The 18,665-nt window shown below is 69.1% G+C and carries 15 protein-coding genes; 6 read left to right on the top strand and 9 right to left on the bottom strand.

Annotation, left to right across the window (positions count from 1 at the left end):
• Nucleotides 1–5 precede the first annotated feature (5 nt).
• The 5 genes from gsiC to NP80_RS07270 form a co-directional block, all read right to left on the bottom strand.
• Entirely contained in the window at nt 6–926 is a 921-nt protein-coding gene (gsiC, locus tag NP80_RS07290; RefSeq protein ID WP_006403762.1) for a glutathione ABC transporter permease GsiC, read from the bottom strand.
• A gap of 76 nt (nt 927–1,002) precedes the next feature.
• Nucleotides 1,003–2,565 (bottom strand): glutathione ABC transporter substrate-binding protein GsiB, encoded by a 1,563-nt coding sequence (gene gsiB / locus NP80_RS07285; protein ID WP_006411550.1) that lies wholly within the window; start codon nt 2,563–2,565, stop codon nt 1,003–1,005.
• Between the two features lie 107 nt (nt 2,566–2,672).
• On the bottom strand, nt 2,673–4,616 hold the full coding sequence (locus NP80_RS07280) for a dipeptide ABC transporter ATP-binding protein (protein WP_006411549.1): 1,944 nt from the start codon (nt 4,614–4,616) through the stop codon (nt 2,673–2,675).
• Nucleotides 4,617–4,641: 25 nt separating this feature from the next.
• Complete coding sequence (locus NP80_RS07275) at nt 4,642–5,631, bottom strand: isoaspartyl peptidase/L-asparaginase family protein (RefSeq protein ID WP_006403765.1); 990 nt, start codon at nt 5,629–5,631, stop codon at nt 4,642–4,644.
• Nucleotides 5,628–6,572, bottom strand: coding sequence for a MurR/RpiR family transcriptional regulator (locus NP80_RS07270; protein ID WP_006403766.1), 945 nt, complete (start codon nt 6,570–6,572; stop codon nt 5,628–5,630). Before NP80_RS07270 ends, NP80_RS07275 begins: the two co-directional genes overlap by 4 nt.
• Nucleotides 6,573–6,867: 295 nt before the next feature.
• Between NP80_RS07270 and NP80_RS07265 the strand changes: the two genes are divergently transcribed.
• Together NP80_RS07265 and NP80_RS07260 are read left to right on the top strand one after the other, a co-directional pair.
• Nucleotides 6,868–8,889, top strand: a complete 2,022-nt coding sequence (locus NP80_RS07265; RefSeq protein ID WP_035948010.1) for a BCCT family transporter — start codon at nt 6,868–6,870, stop codon at nt 8,887–8,889.
• Nucleotides 8,890–8,932: 43 nt separating this feature from the next.
• Nucleotides 8,933–9,244 (top strand): hypothetical protein, encoded by a 312-nt coding sequence (locus NP80_RS07260; protein WP_006411548.1) that lies wholly within the window; start codon nt 8,933–8,935, stop codon nt 9,242–9,244.
• Nucleotides 9,245–9,322: 78 nt separating this feature from the next.
• On the opposite strand, the gene NP80_RS07255 is transcribed toward NP80_RS07260, so the two are convergent.
• The gene (locus tag NP80_RS07255) at nt 9,323–10,177 is read right to left on the bottom strand and encodes a class I SAM-dependent methyltransferase (protein ID WP_035946576.1); all 855 of its coding nucleotides are present in this window, start codon (nt 10,175–10,177) and stop codon (nt 9,323–9,325) included.
• Nucleotides 10,178–10,347: 170 nt separating this feature from the next.
• Between NP80_RS07255 and NP80_RS07250 the strand changes: the two genes are divergently transcribed.
• The 3 genes from NP80_RS07250 (at nt 10,348) to NP80_RS07240 (ending at nt 13,792) form a co-directional block, all read left to right on the top strand.
• Nucleotides 10,348–11,811 carry a metallophosphoesterase family protein gene (locus tag NP80_RS07250; RefSeq protein ID WP_035946577.1) on the top strand — a complete coding sequence of 488 codons (1,464 nt, stop codon included), beginning with the start codon at nt 10,348–10,350 and terminating at the stop codon, nt 11,809–11,811.
• A gap of 230 nt (nt 11,812–12,041) precedes the next feature.
• Nucleotides 12,042–13,418, top strand: a complete 1,377-nt coding sequence (locus NP80_RS07245) for a cytochrome-c peroxidase (protein ID WP_045593297.1) — start codon at nt 12,042–12,044, stop codon at nt 13,416–13,418.
• Between the two features lie 98 nt (nt 13,419–13,516).
• Nucleotides 13,517–13,792 (top strand): CppA family protein, encoded by a 276-nt coding sequence (locus tag NP80_RS07240; RefSeq protein WP_006403772.1) that lies wholly within the window; start codon nt 13,517–13,519, stop codon nt 13,790–13,792.
• A 51-nt stretch (nt 13,793–13,843) separates the two neighbouring features.
• On the opposite strand, the gene NP80_RS07235 is transcribed toward NP80_RS07240, so the two are convergent.
• Nucleotides 13,844–15,328, bottom strand: coding sequence for an aminotransferase-like domain-containing protein (locus tag NP80_RS07235; protein ID WP_170933580.1), 1,485 nt, complete (start codon nt 15,326–15,328; stop codon nt 13,844–13,846).
• A gap of 202 nt (nt 15,329–15,530) precedes the next feature.
• On the opposite strand from NP80_RS07235, the gene NP80_RS07230 reads away from it, so the two are divergent.
• Nucleotides 15,531–15,881, top strand: coding sequence for a hypothetical protein (locus NP80_RS07230; RefSeq protein WP_035948193.1), 351 nt, complete (start codon nt 15,531–15,533; stop codon nt 15,879–15,881).
• A gap of 148 nt (nt 15,882–16,029) precedes the next feature.
• Here the strand turns inward: NP80_RS07230 and NP80_RS07225 are convergent, their stop codons facing one another.
• Together NP80_RS07225 and NP80_RS07220 are read right to left on the bottom strand one after the other, a co-directional pair.
• Nucleotides 16,030–17,391: an MFS transporter gene (locus NP80_RS07225; protein ID WP_006411783.1), complete on the bottom strand. Its 1,362-nt coding sequence runs from the start codon at nt 17,389–17,391 to the stop codon at nt 16,030–16,032.
• A 60-nt stretch (nt 17,392–17,451) separates the two neighbouring features.
• Nucleotides 17,452–18,660, bottom strand: coding sequence for a 3-hydroxybenzoate 6-monooxygenase (locus tag NP80_RS07220; RefSeq protein ID WP_006411790.1), 1,209 nt, complete (start codon nt 18,658–18,660; stop codon nt 17,452–17,454).
• Nucleotides 18,661–18,665: the final 5 nt, after the last annotated feature.

The following is an 18,665-nucleotide window of genomic DNA, read 5'->3' as shown; positions in this document are numbered from 1 at the left end:
GCACCTCACTTGAACCGGATGGTCGGATTGATGACCGCGTAGAGCACGTCGACGGTCAGGTTGATCAGGATGAATTCGAGCGAGAACAGCAGCACGATCGCCTGGATCACGGGGTAATCGCGCATCGTCACCGAATCGACGAGCAGCCGGCCGAGCCCCGGCCAGTTGAACACCGCCTCGACGACGATCGATCCGCCGAGCAGGAAGCCGAACTGCAGCCCCATCATCGTGACGACCGGAATCATCGCGTTGCGCAGGCAGTGCTTGAGCACGACCTTCGGCTCGTGCACGCCCTTCGCGCGCGCGGTGCGCACGAAGTCCTCGTTCATCACCTCGACGAACGACGCGCGCGTGAAACGCGCCATCACGGCCGCGACCGCCGCGCCGAGCGTGAGCGACGGCAGCACGTAGCTCTTCCACGTGCCGTCCGGCACGACGGGCAGCCAGCCGAGCTTCACCGAAAAGATTTCCATCAGCAGCATGCCGAGCGCGAACGCCGGAAACGAGATGCCGGACACCGCGAGCGTCATGCCGAAGCGGTCCGGCCAGCGGTTGCGCCATACGGCCGACGCGATGCCGATCGCCATCCCGAACAGCGTCGCCCACGCCATGCTGACGATCGTCAGCATCAGCGTCGGCATGAAACGCTCGCCGATTTCCGTCGATACCGGCCGCTTGCTGCGCGTCGATACGCCGAAATCGCCGTGCGCGATCTTCACGAAGAAATTCGCGAACTGCGTCGGCAGCGGCCGATCGAGGCCGAGATCGGCGCGCACGAGCGCGACCGTCGCGTCGTCGGCTTCGGGGCCGGCCGCGAGCCGCGCCGGGTCGCCCGGCAGCAGATGCACGAACAGGAACACGAGCACCGCGACGATCGCGAGCGTGGGCAGCAGGCCGAACAGCCGTTTGATGATGAAAGTCAGCATGGGGACACCGAACAGGGGCCGCTTGCCGGCGCGATCGACGCACTGCGCCGGCAAGCCGCGATGCGCGCGAGCGCGCTCAGTTCATCGAGACCTCGTCGATATTGAACGACCCGTCCGGCATCACGTAGATGCCGTGCAGCCGCTTGCTGCGCGCATAGACGATGTTCTCCTGCACGAGGAAGATCCACGGCGCGTCGGCCCAGATCCGCTTCTGCGCATCGCCGTAGAGCTCGGCCTTTTTCGCGCGATCGACGGTCTGCAGCGCCTTCGAAAGGTCGTCGTCGAGGGCCGGGTTCCGGTAGTACGCCGTATTGAACAGCTTCGGCGGCATCGATGCCGAAGCCAGCAGCGGCGTGAGCGCCCAGTTCGCTTCGCCGGTCGACGCGGACCAGCCGATATAGAACATCCGCACCGGCGCGGTGGCGGGATCCGGCGCGCTCTCGACCTTCGACACGCGCTCGCCCGATTCGAGCGCCTGCACCTGCGCCTTCACGCCGACCTGCGCGAGCTGCTGCTGCAGGAACTGGATCACCTTCTGCGACGTCGTGTTGTTGTAGCCGGACCAGAGCACCGTCTCGAAGCCGTTCGGATAGCCGGCCTCCTTCAGCAGCGCGCGCGCCTTCGCCGGATCGTACGGCCACGGGCCTGTCTTCGTCGAGAATTCGACGCCGGGCGGCACGACGCCTGTCGACGGCGTCGCGAAGCCCGAGAACGCGACCTTCACGAGCGCCTCCTTGTTGATCGCGTAGTTCAGCGCCTGGCGCACCTTCAGGTTGTCGAACGGCTTTTGCTGCATGTTCAGCGACACGTAGCGCGCGACGATCGACGGCCGCTCGACGATGTCGAGCTTCGGATTGCTCTTCAGGTCGGGCACCTGCTCGTACGGAATGCGGAACGCCATGTCGGCCTGTCCGGCCTTCATCAGCGCGGCGCGCGTGTTGTTGTCGATCACGGGTTTCCAGTCGAGCGCGTCGATCTTCGGATAGCCCTTCTTCCAGTAGCCGGCGAATTTCTTCACCTTCAGGTCGTCCGTCTGCTTCCATTCGACGAACTCGAACGGCCCGGTGCCGACCGGATGCAGCGCGACGTCGCGCCCCCACTTCTTCAGCGCGGCCGGCGAAATCATCACCGCCGACGGATGCGCGAGCGTGTTGATGATCGCGGAGAACGGCTCGCGCAGCGTAAGCTTCACCGTGTACGGATCGACGACTTCGGTCTTCTCGATCACGCGGAACAGGTTGTAGCGCTTCAGCTTGTTCGCCGGATCGGTCACGCGGTCGAAGTTCGCCTTCACGGCGTCCGCGTTGAAGTCGGTGCCGTCATGGAACTTCACGCCCTTGCGCAGATGGATCGTGTAGACCTTCGCGTCCGGCGACGCGTCGTAGCCGGTCGCGAGCACGTTGACGACCTTCATGTCCTTGTCGAAGCCGAACAAGCCCTCGTAGAACGACTTCGCGGCCGCCTGCGACACCGTGTCGTTCGCGTCGTACGGATCCATCGTCGTAAACGTCTGGTCGACTGCGATCACCGCGGTCTGCTGCGCGAACGCGGGCAACGCGGCCGTCAGCGCGAACACGCTCGCGCCGGCGGCGAGCAGCGCGCGCGGACGGAACATCGGCAACGAAAGCGACTTGTTCATAAGGGCTGGCTCCTTGTGCATGGTTCTGTGACGCGTGACGGAAGACGCGGAAGCGACTGCCCCGCGCCGGACAAACACACTGCCTCGCAGACGCGCGCGACGCGGCGTCAGTACGCGCCGCCGACGCGATGCGTCGCGACGTAATGATCGGGCCCGACGGCGACGAGCGGCGCGACGACCGGCTCGTCGCCGACCGCGCGGATCGGGCTCGGAATCTCGTCCGCGGCGAGCTGGCGCGGCGCGTGCCGGCGCGCCGGATCGGCGATCGGCACCGCACTCATCAGCTTCTTCGTATACGGATGCTGCGGCGCTTCGAACACCGCGCGGCGCGGGCCGATCTCGACGATCTGGCCGAGATACATCACCGCGACGCGATGGCTGATGCGCTCGACGACGGCCATGTCGTGCGAGATGAAGAGATACGCGACGCCGAGCTCGCGCTGCAGGTCGAGCATCAGATTGACGATCTGCGCCTGCACCGACACGTCGAGCGCCGACACCGACTCGTCCGCGATCACGACCTTCGGATTCAGCGCGAGCGCCCGCGCGATCGCGATCCGCTGGCGCTGGCCGCCCGAGAATTCGTGCGGATAGCGGCGTGCGGCGTCGCGCGGCAGCCCGACCTTGTCGAGCAGCCAGTCGACGCGCGCCTGCGCGTCGCGGCCGCTCGCGACGCCGTGCACGAGCAGCGGCTCCATGATCGAGAAGCCGACGGTCAGCCGCGGATTCAGCGAGGCGAACGGGTCCTGGAAGATGAACTGGATGTTGCGCCGCAGCGCCTGCAGGTCGTGCCCGGTCAACGCGCTGATGTCGCGGCCGTCGAACTCGATCGCGCCGCTCTGCGACTCGACGAGACGCAGCAGCGAACGGCCGGTCGTCGACTTGCCGCATCCCGATTCGCCGACGAGCGCGAGCGTTTCGCCCGCGCGCAGCTCGAAACTCACGCGCTCGACCGCGTGCACGTATTGCGACACGCGACCGAACAGCCCGCTCTTCACGGGAAAGCGCGTGACGAGATCGCGCACGCGCAGGATCGGCGCCGCCGCGGGATCGACGCGCGGCTGCGTGTCGGCAGGCGCGCCGGCGCGCGCGTCGCGTGGCTCGTCCGCATCGTCGTTCGCCGCGGGCGCCGCCGTCGCGGATGCGGCAGCGGGCGCGGTCGCCTCCGCGTTCAGCAGCGGAAATTTCTCCGGCACGTCGGTGCCGTGCATCGACCCGAGCCGCGGCACGGCCGCGAGCAGCGCGCGCGTGTAGCGATGCGCGGGCGTCGCGAAGATGCGCTCCGACGCGCCCTCCTCGACCTTTTCGCCGCGATACATCACGAGCACGCGGTCGGCCACTTCGGCCACCACGCCCATGTCGTGCGTGATGAAGATCACGCCCATGTTCATCTCGTCCTGCAGCCCGCGAATCAATTGCAGGATCTGCGCCTGGATCGTCACGTCGAGCGCGGTCGTCGGCTCGTCGGCGATCAGCAGCGCCGGCCGGCACGACAGCGCCATCGCGATCATCACGCGCTGCCGCATCCCGCCCGAAAGCTGATGCGGGTAGCGCGCGAACACGCGGCGCGCTTCCGGAATGCGCACGAGGTCGAGCAGACGCAACGCTTCCGCGCGCGCCTGCGCAGGCGACTTCGCCTGATGCAGCGCGATCGCCTCGCTGATCTGGTCGCCGACCGTGAAGACCGGGTTCAGCGACGTCATCGGCTCCTGGAAGATCATCGCAACGTCCGCGCCGCGAATGCCGCGCATCGTCGCGGCGCTCGCCTGCACGAGATCGACGACTGCGCCGCCGCGGCGGCGCAGCGCGATCCGCCCGCTCGTGATCTCGCCGCCGCCATGCTCGACGAGCCGCATCAGCGCAAGCGACGTGACCGACTTGCCGGAACCCGATTCGCCGACGATCGCGAGCGTCTCGCCGCGATCGACGTGAAACGACACGTGGCGCACCGCATCGAAGGTCGCGCGTTCGCGGCGGAACATCACCGACAGATCGTCGACGGCGACGACGCGCTGCTCGGGCAGCATCAGACCGGACGGACTCGGTTTCATGCGGGTCTCCTCGAACACGGCGGCATCAGCTCGCATCGTCGTCGCGATAGATGCCGACGACCGGCGCGGCGCCGACGCGCGCATGGCCGCGATACATCCCTTCGGTGTTGAACGGCATCGCGACGTTGCCGAACGCATCGACCGCGATGATGCCGCCGCGGCCCGCGAGCCGCGGCAGCTGGTTCATCACGACGTCGTGGGCGGCCTGCGCGAGCGTCGCGCCGCGATAGGCGATCTGCGCCGCCACGTCGTGCGCGGCCGCGAGCCGGATGAACATCTCGCCGGTGCCCGTGGCCGACACCGCGCAGGTCGCGTCGTCCGCGTAGCAGCCCGCGCCGATGATCGGCGAGTCGCCGACGCGTCCCGGCTGCTTGTTCGTGATGCCGCCGGTCGAGGTCGCCGCGGCGACGTGCCCCTGCAGATCGCGCGCGACCGCGCCGACCGTGCCGTGCTTGCGGTCCGGATCGAGCGGCTCCGCGCGGCGCGGCGCGCCGAACGCAAACGTCGCCGCATCGTGGTCGAGCATCATGCCGGCCGCCGCGCGTGCGTTGAGCCACTGCGCATGACGCGCGTCGGTATCGAAGTAGCCCGGCTCGACGAGTTCGAGCCCTTGCGCGGCCGCGAACGCATCGGCGCCCGCGCCGGCAAACAGCACGTGCTCGCTCGCCTCCATGACGCGCCGCGCGGCGAGCACCGGGTTGCGCACGCGCGTCGCGCAGCAGATCGCACCGGCCGCTCGCGTCGCGCCGTCCATGATCGCCGCATCGAGTTCGTGCTTGCCTTCGGCCGTATAGACCGCACCGCGGCCGGCATTGAACAGCGGACAGTCTTCGAGCATGCGCACGGCGACCGTCACCGCGTCGAGCGCACTGCCGCCCTCGGCCAGCACTGCCTGCGCGGCCTGCAGGATCGCGGTCAGCTCCGCGCGGTACTGCCGTTCGGTGTCGGTGTCCATTGCATCGCGCAGGATCGTGCCTGCGCCGCCGTGAATCGCGACGATCGCGGGTGAAGTCATGATGGGTCCGGGCGGGGAAAGGAAAGGTTCGGAGCGGGAACGGCCGCTTGCGGCTGCACGAGCCATGGCAGCACGAATTCGGTCATCTCGGCCGCGGATTTCGCGGAACGGTGCGTGCGCAGCGCGACCGCGTCGATCAGCGCTTCGATCGTCGCCAGCACGGCCGCCTCGGACGTCGCCGCGAAGCGCCGCTCGGCCTTCACGTACAGACTCAGCGAGGCGATCGGCGCGAGCGGCGATTCACGGCCGTCGGTGATCGCGAGCACGCGTGCGCCGCGCGCAGCCGCCCGCGTGGCGAGCTCGACCGTGTCCTTCACGTAGCGCGGAAACGCGAGCGCGATCACGAGGTCGCGCGCATCGGCCGTGTAGAGGCGCCGCGCCGCATGCGACGGGCCGCCGAGCAGCGCGAGCGACTGCACGTTGTCGTGACACACCGAGAGCCCGTGCTCCATCAGCCCCGCGAGAAACGCGCTCGACCCGGCGCCGAGAATCAGCACGCGCCGCGCGCCGACGATCGCCTCGACGGCGGCTTCGACGTCGGCGGCGTTCAGCTGCGCGCGCGTGTTCTCGATATTCGCGACCGCCTGATCGAACACCGTATCGATCCAGGCGCTGCCGCGCACGCCGGGCTCCTGCTCCTGCGCGGAGCGCAGCCGTTCGACCGGCGCGAGCGTCGCCTCGAAACCGCGCACGAGCGCCGCGCGCATCGCCGGATAGCCGTCGAAGCCGAGCGCCTTCGCGAAGCGGTTCGCGGTCGCGATCGACGCGTTCACCGCGAGCGCGAGCTCGTCGATCCGCATCGTCGCCGCGCGAAACGGATTCGCGAGTACAAACTCGCCCATGCGCCGGTGGATCGGCGTCATCGACGGCATCGCGGCCGCAATGCGCTCGGCGATCGCGGGTTCGTCGGCACCGACATCGGGAGGAACGGAAAGCGTCATGGACGGAAGACCGCAACGAAGATGTAAATCAATTTACACAATCCGCAAGGCGGAAAAAATAAACTTTCATCAGGGTTGTCACGCGGGTGTGCGCCTTCGCACGCGGCGCGCGCGTCATGCGGGTTTTCCCTTATTCGTCGAATACCTTACAATTCGTCAGCTCGATTTTGCTGCACGCCCCTTTCTGCAGTCCCGACACCGGGGTACATTCGATGCACGCCGCATCAGGGTCCGGCGCGCGATGCGCGGCCGGGGCGGCGTCGCGCTTCGTTGCACCCGCTACTGGATGCCCGCCATGCCCGATTCCCGTTCCTCGCCACATACCACGTTCAAGCCGCAGGTCGTACTGCCGTCGCTCGCGCTGATCGGCGCGCTGCTCGTCGTCTGTGCGTTGCTGCCCGACGAGGCCGGCGCGCTGTTCAGCGCCGGCCAGCAATGGGTCGTCGCGCGCTTCGACTGGTTCTATGTGCTGGCCGTCACGGCGTTTCTCGTGTTCCTCGTGCTGATCGCGGCCAGCGATTTCGGCAACATCCGGCTCGGCCCCGACGATGCGGAGCCCGAATTCAGCTTCGTGTCCTGGACGGCGATGCTGTTCGCGGCCGGCATGGGTATCGGCCTGATGTACTTCGGCGTCGGCGAGCCGATGCAGCACTTCCTGAAGCCGCCGACCGTCGAGCCCGCTTCGCCCGGCGCCGCGCGCGAAGCGATGCTGATGACGTTCTTTCACTGGGGCTTTCATGCGTGGGCGATCTACGGGCTGATGGGCCTCGTGCTCGCGTACTTCGGCTTTCGCTACAACCTGCCGCTCACGCTGCGCTCGGGGCTGTATCCGGTGCTGCGCGAGCGCGTGAACGGCTGGATCGGCCACGCGGTCGACGCGTTCGCGCTGGTCGGCACGGTCGCCGGCATTGCGACGACGCTCGGCTACGGCGTGATGCAGATCAGCGCCGGGCTGCATACGGTCGCAGGCTGGGATACGGGCGGCAACGCGTTTCGCGTCGGACTCGTCGCGCTGGTCGTGATCCTCGCGGGCCTGTCGGCGGCGAGCGGCCTCGACAAGGGCGTGCGGCGCCTGTCCGAGCTGAATCTGCTGCTGGCATTCCTGCTGCTCGCGTTCGTCGCGATCGCCGGGCCGACCACGTTCCTGTTGCGCGCGCTCAGCGACAACATCGGCCAGTATCTGTCGAGCCTCGTCGACCTGTCGTTCCGGACGTATGCGTATGCGCCGCCGCGCGACGAAGGCTGGTTCGGCGGCTGGACGATTCTCTACTGGGCGTGGTGGGTGTCGTGGTCGCCGTTCGTCGGGATGTTCATCGCGCGCATTTCGCGCGGCCGCACGATCCGTCAGTTCGTGATCGGCGTGCTGCTCGTGCCGACCGCGTTCAACCTCGTCTGGATGACCGTGTTCGGCAACAGCGCGATCTGGCTCGACACGCACGGCGCGGCCGGTGCGCTCGCGCAGACGGCCACCAACGTCGACGCCCTGCTGTTCCGCTTCTTCGATTTCCTGCCGCTGTCGCAATTGCTTTCGATCGTGGCGATCCTGCTGATCGCGGTGTTCTTCGTCACGTCGGCCGATTCCGGCGCGTTCGTGATCGATCAGATCGCGACGCGCGGCGCCGCGCGCTCGCCGGTCTGGCAACGGCTGTTCTGGGCCGCGCTGCTCGGCGTGACGGCAGCCGTGCTGCTCGTCGCCGGCGGCCTCGGCGCGCTGCAGGCGATGACGCTGATGGCCGCGTTGCCGGTGGCCATCATCATGCTCGCGTTGTGCTACGGCCTCTGGTGCGGGCTCGCCGCCGATCGCGCGCACTACTCGCAGGACGTCGCGCCCGCGACGAGCTTCTGGACCGGCCAGCACTGGCGCCATCGTCTGACGCACATCCTGCGCCAGACGACCGAGGCCGATGCGCGCCAGTTCGTCGCCGACACCGTGATGCCCGCGCTGCGCAAGGTCGCCGACGAATTGCGCGCGGGCGGCGTCGAGGCGCACGTGCAGCGCGACGGCGACGATGCGGTGCGGCTCACGGTGCCGACCGCCGAGCAGCGCGATTTTGTCTACGGCGTGCGCGTGACCGCGAAAACCGCGCCCGCATTCCTGATGCGCGAAGCGGCGGAGCCGCAGTCGGCGCGCCCGCACGTGTACGGCATCATCACGTTCTTCGAGGACGGGCGGCTCGGTTACGACATCGAATACCTGCGCGGCGACGAAGTGATCGCCGACGTGCTGCGCCAGTACGAGCGCTACGTGTCGCTCGCGGCCGACAAGCGCACGCATCTGCTGAGCCGCGCGCCGGGACACGCGACGGAGTCGGAATGAACGCGCGCCCCATCCCGCCCGCGACGCATGCAGGATCCGTGCGATGAGCGGCATCCTGCACGATCGCACTGCCGACTTCGTCGCGCTCGGCACGCTCGTCCTGCTCTATCTCGGCGGCTTCGGCGTCGCGCTGTGGCGCATCCGCGCCGCTGCGCCGCGCGGCAAGCTCTACTGGATCGTCTGCGTGGCGCTGCTGGCCGGCGGCGCGGTCGCGATCGCCGGCAACCTCGCGCCCGTGCCGAACAGCGGCGAGATGCCGCCGGGCTTCGCGCTCGGCGTCGAGGCGAGCCTGCTCGGACTCGCGCTCGTCGCGATGGGCTGCGCGTGGCTGATGCTGCGCGCCCGGCGTCGCTGACCTGCATGCGCGGTCGCGCGGCGCGGCATCGCGCACGAACGGCGCGCCCATGGTGCGCGCGGCTGCCCGCGCCGCGCCTTACGCGGCCGACGATGGCGCGCGTGCGGTGACCAGCCAGCACGCCGCCTCGAACCGCACGTCGGCGCCCTGCACGTAAGGTTCGAACGCGTTGCGGATCGTTTCGACCACGCGGCGCCGCGTCGCATCGTCCACCTGCTGCAGCGCCAGGCCGACCGGCCCCAGCCGCCCGATGTAGTCGTTCAGCGCGGGTTCCGGCAGCGCGCATGCGATATCGACGGGCTCGATCGCGATGTCGGCCCAGCCGCTGTCGGACAGCACCGCTGCAATGCGCTGCCGGTCGCCGAACGCGAACTGCCCGGGCGCGCCGGGCCGTCGCGGCGGCAGGTCCGGCAGCAGCGGCGCCGCGGCCCGCTCGGCGGTCGTCATGAACGGATTCTCGGCCGCACTGCGCCACGCGACGAACCGCAACGCCGCGTCGGTGCGCGCCGCACGCCGCAGATTCGCGAACGCGCGGACCGGATCGTCGAAAAACATCACGCCGAAACGCGACACGATCAGATCGACACTGGCGGGCACGAACGCATGCGTCTGCGCATCCGCGCACACGAAGTGCACGCGCAGGCCGCTGCGCTTCCCACGCTCGTGCGCCGCGTCGATCATCCGCGCCGAAATATCGACGCCCGTGCACTGTGCGTCCGCGCCGAGCCGCCGCGCGATGTCGAGCGTGACCGCGCCCGTCCCGCAGCCGACATCCAGCACGGCGCGCGCGGACGATGCGGCTGCGGCATCCGCGAGCAGTGTCGCGAACGGCTCGAACAGCCGGTCGAGCGACGCCTGGATGTCCACCCACGCGCGTCCCGACGGGCCGTTCCACAGCGCGGACTGTTCTTCGTTGGCGTGGTTCTGTTTCATTCGCGGCTCCCGTTGTCTGCTTCGTCGATCGTCCATCACACTGTGCTGCCTCAAGGCGGCTTGAAGTCAACCCTGTCGCGGCGCGTCCCGACACGCCCGCGTTGCGCCTTATTTTCATATTTCTTACATTTGCGCTGCGTAACGTTGGCGGCTTTCGTACGGTGCTCCCCATGCGACGACTCCTCTCTCGCGCGTTGCGCGCGCACTGCGCGGCCCTTGCGGCCTTCGCGTCACTGTCCGCGTGTTCGAACCACATCGATGCGCCCGCCGATCCGGCCAGCGCCGCCATCAACGTGCAGGCCGCGTGGGTCGAGATCGGCGATGCGAACCAGGCGATCGCGCGCGCGATCACGGCCTATCAGCCGGCGTCGTCCGACGATCCGCTGTGTCCGCAGCTGATCGTCGACGGCAAGCTGTCGCGGATGACGCTGCGCGCGGGCGCCGCGACGGTGCCGCAACGCCCGACGGCGAGCGACCCGGCCGATTCGAAGCCGTCGAGTTTTCCGGTCAGCGTCTGCGAAGCGACGCTGCCGGCCGACGCGCAGACGGCCAGCGTCGCGGGCCGCACGTTGCCGCTGCCGAAAGCGCAGCCGCAGCGCATCGCGATCATCGCCGACACCGGCTGCCGGATGAAAAAGGCCGACAACGCATGGCAGGCGTGCAACGACCCGACGGTATGGCCGTTCGACACGATCGCGGCCAGCGTCGCGAAGCTGTCGCCGGATCTCGTGCTGCACGTCGGCGACTATCACTACCGCGAAAACGCGTGCCCGCCCGACATCGCGGGCTGCAAGGACAGCCCGTGGGGCTACGGCTGGGATACCTGGCAGGCCGATCTGTTCCGGCCGGCGGCGCCGCTCATGGCGAAAGCGCCGTGGGTCGTCGTGCGCGGCAACCACGAGGAATGCGCGCGCGCCGGTCAGGGCTGGTTCCGCTTCCTCGATCCGCGCCCGTACTCGGCGTCCCGCTCGTGCGACGATCCGGCGAACGACAACGACGCGAACTATTCGGAGCCTTACGCGGTGTCGCTCGGCGGCGGTACGCAGGTCATCGTGTTCGATAGCGCGAAGGTGGGCCGCAACGCGCTGAAGCCGACCGACGCGCAGTTCCGCATCTACCAGAAGCAGTTCCAGACGGTGGCCGCGCTCGCGTCGAAGGCCGGCATGACGACGACGATCTTCACGAACCATCATCCGATCCTCGCGTTCGCGCCGATCGCAGGCAGCACGCCCGCACCCGGCAACCTCGCGCTGCAGTCGGTGATGTCGAGCCTCAACGCGCAGGCGTACTATCCGCCCGGCGTGCACGTCGCGCTGCACGGCCACGTGCACGACTTCCAGGCGATCGACTTCTCGTCCGGCCATCCGGCGACGATCGTGTCCGGCAACGGCGGCGACAACCTCGACGTCGCGCTGCCCGATCCGTTCCCGGCCGGCCTGACGCCCGCGCCCGGCGCGGTGATCCAGCGGCTGTCGCACAACAACAGTTTCGGCTTTCTGATCATGGAGCGGCGCGCGGCGCCGGCGACCGGCTGGGTATTCCACGCGTATTCGGCGGCGGGCAAGCTGCTCGCGTCATGCGATCAGTCGGGGACGACGCTCGCATGCGACAAGACGGGATTCATTGCACCGTGATCGACGAGGTTCGATATGCGCGTCGTCCGGCGCATTTGCGCGATCGCTGCGCCGCCGTGACGAAGTCGCTCACGGATTCGGCGCGAGTTTCCGCTGCGATGGCAGACGCCGTTCCGTTCGAGACGTCCGCTCCGGCTGCCGCTTCGGCCGCTTCCGCCGCTTCGGCAGGCCGGGCCGCCGCGCCTGCGCCGGGCGCGACTTCCGTTCCCGCGCGCGCCCGTCGAAAACGCATGCTGCTCGCATGTGCGGTCGCGACGCTTGCCGGGCTGGCGCTTACGGCAAGCGCCGCGCCGCCTTCGGAAACGGTCCTGCTGCCCGGTGCGCCGCCGTCGCGCGTGGTCGGCGTCGTCGGCAACGGCACACCGCAGGTCGCCGGCAAGATCGACGCGGCAACCGCGCGCTTCGCGCCCGAGCCCATGCTCGTCGCGCTCGGCCGCCGGATCTTCTTCGACACGCGGCTGTCCGAGCCGCGCGGCATGTCGTGCGCGGGGTGCCACGATCCGGGCCGCGCGTTCGCGCCGACGCTGTCGGCGGCTTCGCTCGCGGGGCCCGGCGTGCCGCAAGGCAGCCGCCCCGGCCGCTTCAGCGCGCGCAACGCGCCGTCGCTGCTGTACGTGCGCTATGTGCCGCGCCGCCACTTCTATCAAGACGACGATGCACCCGCGCCGTCGCCGTTCGGCGGGCTGTTCAGCGACGGCCGTGCCGACACGCTCGCCGAGCAGATCCGCGGCCCGCTGTTCGATCCGAACGAGATGAACAACCGTTCGCCGGCCGCGCTGCTGCGCAAGGTCGACGCGACCGATCTCGGTGCCGATCTGGCCGCCCGCTTCGGCATCTCGGTGCGGCGCGACCCCGAGCAGCTCGTACGCGCGCTCGGGACCGCCGTCGAAGCGTATTTGCAGAGCGACGAAATGGCGCCGTTCACGTCGCGCTTCGACGCGTATCTGCGCACGCGCACGCCCCTCGCGCCGGCCGAGATGCGCGGGCTCGCTCTGTTTCGGAATCCCGACAAGGGCAACTGCATGAGCTGCCATACGCTGTCGGAAACGTCGAGCCGCCCGGAGCGCTCGCTGTTCACCGACTTCGGCTACGACGCGATCGCGGTGCCGCGCAATCGCGCGCTCCCGGCGAATCGCGACCCGCGGCACTTCGACAACGGGCTGTGCGATACCGCGCGCCGGCTGCGCTGGCCCGAGCCGACGCAATGGTGCGGTTATCTGCGCACGCCGGGGCTGCGCAACGTCGCGGTGAAGCAGACGTTCATGCACAACGGCGTGTTCGCCAACTTGCGCGACGCGGTCGCGTTCTACAACACGCGGTCGACCGATCCGCGCCGCTGGTATCACGGCGCGGCGACGTTCGACGACGTGCCGGCCGCGTATCGCGGCAACATCAACGTCAATTCGACGCCGATGAACCGCCGGCCGGGCACCGTGCCCGCACTGACCGACGCCGAAATCGACGACATCGTCGCGTTCCTCGGCACGCTGACCGATGCGCGCTATGCGGGGCTCGCTGCGGCGCGTGGCGGAACGGCGGCCAATGTGGCGCGCGCGCAGGCGCCTGCCTCGGCCGTGCGCGCCGCTGCCGCCGCGCCGGCGCGCTGACCCTGGCCGGATGGCCAGGAGCGTGCGTGCTCGCTTGCAGTCGCCTCAAACACTGTTTATATTTACAGTACTGTATCAATGAACAGTGGAGGTGTGCGATGGAACATCTGGTCCGTATCGTCAACGACACCGACCGCCAGGTATTGGCATGGCTGCGGGCGCAGGTCGGCGATGCGCGCGTCGAGCGCGCTGCCCGTCAGCTCGGCCATACGCGCAAGCCTTACCCGTCCGCGGTATGCCGGTATCTGGGGATGAGTGCACCGGCCACGCTGCGGCATGCGCATCGGCCGCGCGTGGCGCGCGACTTTTCCGTCGGCGATCGCTATCTGTCCCTGATTCGCGAACACCTCGCCTCACATAGCGCGGGCCGCTGATCGTGCGCGCCCTCCCGCTCGCGCGCCGTTCGTGCGAGCGATCGCGTCCGCTCAGCCCGCCGCGATCGCGTCGCGCACGAGCCGGCCCAGCGTGTCGAATGCCGCCTCCTGTGCCGCGTCGAAGGCCCGCGTGCAGCCGATCCGGATATAGGCATCGAAGCGATTCGAGTTCGAAAAGATCGAACCGGGCGCGATCCTGATGCCTCGAGCGAGCGCGGCATCGAACAATGCGTCCGAATGGACGCCGTCGGGCAGCGCGATCCAGAGCAGCATTCCGCCCGGCGGCCGGTTCATCCGTGTACCGGCGGGGAAATGCCGCGCAATCGCATCCGCTGTTGCGTCGCGCTGTACGCGCAGTTGCTCGCGGAATCGGCGCAGATGGCGGTCGAACGCGCCCGAACCGACGAATTCGGCTGCCACTGCCTGGAGCAGCGCCGCGTTGTGACGGCTGTGCGCGAACTTCAGCATCTTCACGCGCGCGTGCCAACGCCCGCCGCTCATCCAGCCGAGTCGCATTCCCGGCGCGAGCACCTTGTTGAACGACGGGCAATAGATGACTGTGCCGTCCCGGTCCCATGCCTTCACGGGCTTCACCGCCTGCGGCACGTCGACGAGTTCGCGGTACGGCTCGTCCTCGATCACGGCCACGCCGCGGCTCGCGCACAGCGCGACGAGCGCCGCCTTGCGTTCGTCGGGCATTACGCTGCCGAGCGGGTTCTGCAGGTTCGGCACGACCACGACGGCGCGAATGTCCGGATAGGCGTTCAGCGCGACTTCGAGCGCCTCGATCGACAGCCCCGTCGTCGGGCTCGCCGGAATTTCGAGCGCGCGCATCCCGAGGCTTTCGAGCAGTTGAAGCAGCCCGAAGAACGCCGGCGATTCGATCGCGATCGTGTCGCCGGGCTGCGCGACTGCGCGCAGCGCGAGATTGACTGCGTCGACGCCGCCGCTCGTCGACATCACGTCGTCCGGCGATACCGTTACGCCGTACGACAGCGCGCGCTTCGCCATCGCGTGGCGGAACTCCGGCAGGGCGTCGATGCGCCCCGCGTCGGTCAACAGCGTCGGCTTGCGCCGCAGCAGGCGGATCGCGAGCGCCTGCAGACGTTCTGTCGGATACAGCGACGCGGCGGCGGACGCGCCGCCGAGGTTCAGCGCATCGGTCGCCGTGTGGCCGCGGTCGATCACACGCGACACGCGTTCGTGCAGCCCCGCGAACGGCGGCGCGATGGCGAGCGGCGCCGCATCGCCTTCCGGCAGCGCGTCGAGCACCGGCGATGCGCGGCGGCGCACGAAATACCCGGACCGCGGCCTTGCCTCGCACCAGCCCGCATCCTCGAGCCGCCGGAACGTCTGGATCGCCGTCGACAGGCTCACGCCGTGCTGCGCCATGAACGTGCGCACGGACGGCATCCGGTCGCCGGGCGACAGTGTGCCGGCCGCGATGATGCGGCGGTAATGCTCGGCGAGCCGTTCGTACAACGGCTCGCCGTCCATCGGCAAGGCTTCTCGGGCGATCTCGGCAAAGGGTGTCATGCGAGCGATCGTGCCGGCCGCGCGCAGTGCACGCCAGATACAGATTCGAGGCAAACCGACCGATACAGCCCGCAAAAATCGCGGCCTGCACCGCAACAGATTCTCGTCGGCTGAATCTGTTGCGCTTGTGCCCGTTTCCCTAACCTGAGTGCACGCTGTCGCCTCGCCGTCGCGGGGCTGCGTTACCGGGAAAGGATTCGCGATGCAAACGCAGGACATCCGGCTCGACGCCGGGCAAAGCCACTTTGCGTGGCTCGACAAGGGCTGTCGATTGATCGTGCTGGACGGCGCGCTTGCCGTCACGTGGCGGGACCGCACGCTCGACTGGCTGCCCGACGCGCCTCTGACGGTCCGTCGCGTGCTGACCGAAGGCGAATGTCTGACGATGGATGCGCCGGGTCACGTTGCACTCGCGGCCGGTGCCGGCGCAGACGTACGCGTGACAATCGTCACGCCCGCCGGTCGATACAGCTGGCGCGACCGGCTGCACGCGTGGTTGAGTCGGCTGCCCGCCCGGCTCACCGCATCGCCGCGCGCGCACGAGCGGTCGTGACGCTACGGTGCGTCGTCTGTCCGCGGGGCTGGCCCTATGCCGGATCGCGGCCTGCGCCATGACGCCGATATAACCGGGGACGCCGGCATCGACCGATGCCGAAACGTCCCGCCGCGTCGACGCAGTCTCGCGATCGCCCGACGCCCGGTCACACGTTCTCGCCCGCGATCGCGTCGGCGCCGGCCTCGCGCCGCGTGCCGCCGCGCACCGCGCCGAGCACGAGAACGGCAAGCCCCGCAACCACACACGGCACCGCGACGACGGCAAAGGCGGTCGGCAGCGGCAGCCCCGCCGCGAGCATTGCGCCGCCCGCCATCGAGCCGACCACCGACCCGCCGCGCCCGATCCCGTTGGCCCAGCTGACGCCCGTCGTCCGGCAGTCGGTCGGATAGAACGCCGCCGATAGCGCATTCGCCCCCACCTGCGAGCCAGACACGCAGAAGCCGGCTGCGAACACGGCCAGCGCGGCGCCCCACGGCGATGCCGCGCAGATGCCGATCGCCGCGACGAACACGCCGGCCGCCACGTAGCTGCAGGCCAGCACGCGATGCGGATCGAAGCGGTCCATCAGCCAGCCGAGCACGATCGCACCGAGCGTACCGCCGATCTGAAACATCGCGGTCACGCGCGCGGCGGTCTGCAGCGTCGCGCCGGTCGTGCGCAGCAGCGTCGGCAGCCAGCTCGACAGCAGGTAGATCACGAGCAGACTCATGAAGAATGCGAGCCACAGCAGCAGCGTACCGCGCAGCAGATCGGGCCCGAACAGCCGGCCGAGCGGCGACGCCGCCGGCTTGCCGCGCGGCGCGACGAACGACGCGTGCGCGAGATGCGGATCCGGCGCGATGCGGCTCAGCAGCGCCGCGATCCGCTCGCGCGCCGCGCCGCTGTTCACCAGATAGCGCACCGATTCCGGCAGCCGCCATGCGAGCACCGGCAGCAACAGCAGCGGCGCGACACCGCCGACGACGAGCACCGCGCGCCAGCCGTCGCGTTCGATCAGCGATGCGGCGACGAGGCCGCCGAGCGCCGAGCCGATCGTGAAGCCGCAGAACATCGTCGTCACGAGCAGCGAACGGCGACGCGCGGGACAGTGTTCGGACGTCAGCGTGATCGCGTTCGGCATTGCACCGCCAAGCCCGAGCCCTGTCACGAAGCGCCACGCGATCAGTTCCGTGACACCGCCCGCACTCGCGGACGCGGCGCTCGCGACGCCGAAGCATGCGACGCAGGCGAGCAGCAGCCGCTTCCGCCCGAACCGGTCGCCGAACGGCCCGAACGCCAGTGCGCCGGCCATCAGCCCGGCCAGCCCCGCGCCGAACACCGGCGCGAGCTGCGCAGGCGACAGTTGCCATTCCGCCCGGATCACGGGCGCGACGAATCCGATCGACGCGGTGTCGAACCCGTCGATCGCGACGATGAGAAAGCACAGCACGACGATCGCGATCTGAAACGGCGACACGCGACGCCGGTCGATCCATTCGCTGACGTCGACGGACAGCGTGGTATTCATGATGATGTCTCCTCCAGGAACGCGCGCGGCTCGGCCGGCGCGCGGGGGCCGTCGTGCGCGTTACGCGACCGGCTTCAGGCAGTCGTCGGCGCGCCATCCATGCAGCCACTCGAGCGCGTCGTAGAACTGCGACTGCGTGCGTCCGACCCACAGCGCATTGCGCACCTGCCGCTCGACGCCCTTCGCGTGATAGATGCGCCCCATTTCGCGCGCCGAATACAGCACGCGCGCGGTACGCGGAATCCGCACGCGTTCGTACAGCGCGAACGCGGCCTCGAAATCGCCATCGGTCTGCGCGACGGCCGCGCCGAGCGTGACCGCATCCTCGAGCGCCTGACAGGCGCCCTGCGCGATGTACTGCGTCATCGGATGCGCGGCGTCGCCGAGCACCGTCGCGCGGCCCGCGCTCCAGCGCTCGACCGGATCGCGGTCGGCCGTCGCCCAGCGCTTCCACGACGTCGGCCGATCGAGCATCTGCCTGGGCAGCGCATGAATGCCCTCGAAATACGACAGCACTTCCTCCTTGCTGCCGTCGCGCACGCCCCAGGTTTCCTGCTCGCGGCTGTGGAACGTGACGACGAGGTTGTACTGGCGGCCGCCGCGCAGCGGATAGTGGACGAGATGGCAATGCGGGCCGGCCCATACGACGGGCGCATTGATCTGCAGATCGGCCGGCATGTTCTCGACGTCGACGACCGCGCGGTAGACCACGTGCCCCGTCACGCGATGCGCGTCGCCGATCAGCGCGTGGCGGATCGCCGATTTCACGCCGTCGCAGCCGATCACCGCCTCGGCGCGATAGCGTTCGCCGTGCTGATCGACCACGGTCACGCCGTTGCCGTCCTGTTCAAAGCCGCACACCTGCGTGCTGGTGCGAAATTCGATCAGCGGATGATTCCTGACCGCCTCGTAGATCGACAGATGGATGTCCGCGCGATGAATCACCGCATACGGATTGCCGAACCGTGCGCGATACGCGGCGCCGGTATCGATGCGCGCGACTTCGTGCGCATCGACCGCATCCATCAGCTGCAGCCGGTCGGTAAACACCGCGCGGCTGCGCGCCGCCTCGCCGACGCCGAGCGCGTCCAGCGCATTGAACGCGTTCGCGGCGAGCTGGATGCCCGCCCCGATCTCGCCGATCTGCGCGGCCTGCTCGAGCAGCTTCACGCGGATGCCCTGCCGCGCGAGCGCGAGCGCCGTCGCCAGCCCGCCGATGCCGCCGCCGATCACGAGCACGCGGCGACCCTTGTCTCCTGCCTGATTCATGTCTG

Source organism: Burkholderia multivorans ATCC BAA-247 (assembly GCF_000959525.1).
Taxonomy (GTDB): Bacteria; Pseudomonadota; Gammaproteobacteria; order Burkholderiales; family Burkholderiaceae; genus Burkholderia; species Burkholderia multivorans.
This window is presented reverse-complemented; position numbering and strand designations above follow the sequence as displayed.

Excerpts from the sequence above, each read along its gene's own strand:
- NP80_RS07230 (WP_035948193.1), top strand. The coding sequence starts at position 15,531 with ATGCAAACGCAGGACATCCGGCTCGACGCCGGGCAAAGCCACTTTGCG.
- NP80_RS07260 (WP_006411548.1), top strand. The coding sequence starts at position 8,933 with ATGAGCGGCATCCTGCACGATCGCACTGCCGACTTCGTCGCGCTCGGC.
- NP80_RS07275 (WP_006403765.1), bottom strand. The coding sequence starts at position 5,631 with ATGACTTCACCCGCGATCGTCGCGATTCACGGCGGCGCAGGCACGATC.
- NP80_RS07225 (WP_006411783.1), bottom strand. The coding sequence starts at position 17,391 with ATGAATACCACGCTGTCCGTCGACGTCAGCGAATGGATCGACCGGCGT.
- NP80_RS07240 (WP_006403772.1), top strand. The coding sequence starts at position 13,517 with ATGGAACATCTGGTCCGTATCGTCAACGACACCGACCGCCAGGTATTG.
- gsiB (WP_006411550.1), bottom strand. The coding sequence starts at position 2,565 with ATGAACAAGTCGCTTTCGTTGCCGATGTTCCGTCCGCGCGCGCTGCTC.
- NP80_RS07250 (WP_035946577.1), top strand. The coding sequence starts at position 10,348 with ATGCGACGACTCCTCTCTCGCGCGTTGCGCGCGCACTGCGCGGCCCTT.
- NP80_RS07220 (WP_006411790.1), bottom strand. The coding sequence starts at position 18,660 with ATGAATCAGGCAGGAGACAAGGGTCGCCGCGTGCTCGTGATCGGCGGC.
- NP80_RS07270 (WP_006403766.1), bottom strand. The coding sequence starts at position 6,572 with ATGACGCTTTCCGTTCCTCCCGATGTCGGTGCCGACGAACCCGCGATC.
- NP80_RS07245 (WP_045593297.1), top strand. The coding sequence starts at position 12,042 with ATGCTGCTCGCATGTGCGGTCGCGACGCTTGCCGGGCTGGCGCTTACG.
- NP80_RS07235 (WP_170933580.1), bottom strand. The coding sequence starts at position 15,328 with ATGACACCCTTTGCCGAGATCGCCCGAGAAGCCTTGCCGATGGACGGC.
- gsiC (WP_006403762.1), bottom strand. The coding sequence starts at position 926 with ATGCTGACTTTCATCATCAAACGGCTGTTCGGCCTGCTGCCCACGCTC.
- NP80_RS07280 (WP_006411549.1), bottom strand. The coding sequence starts at position 4,616 with ATGAAACCGAGTCCGTCCGGTCTGATGCTGCCCGAGCAGCGCGTCGTC.
- NP80_RS07255 (WP_035946576.1), bottom strand. The coding sequence starts at position 10,177 with ATGAAACAGAACCACGCCAACGAAGAACAGTCCGCGCTGTGGAACGGC.
- NP80_RS07265 (WP_035948010.1), top strand. The coding sequence starts at position 6,868 with ATGCCCGATTCCCGTTCCTCGCCACATACCACGTTCAAGCCGCAGGTC.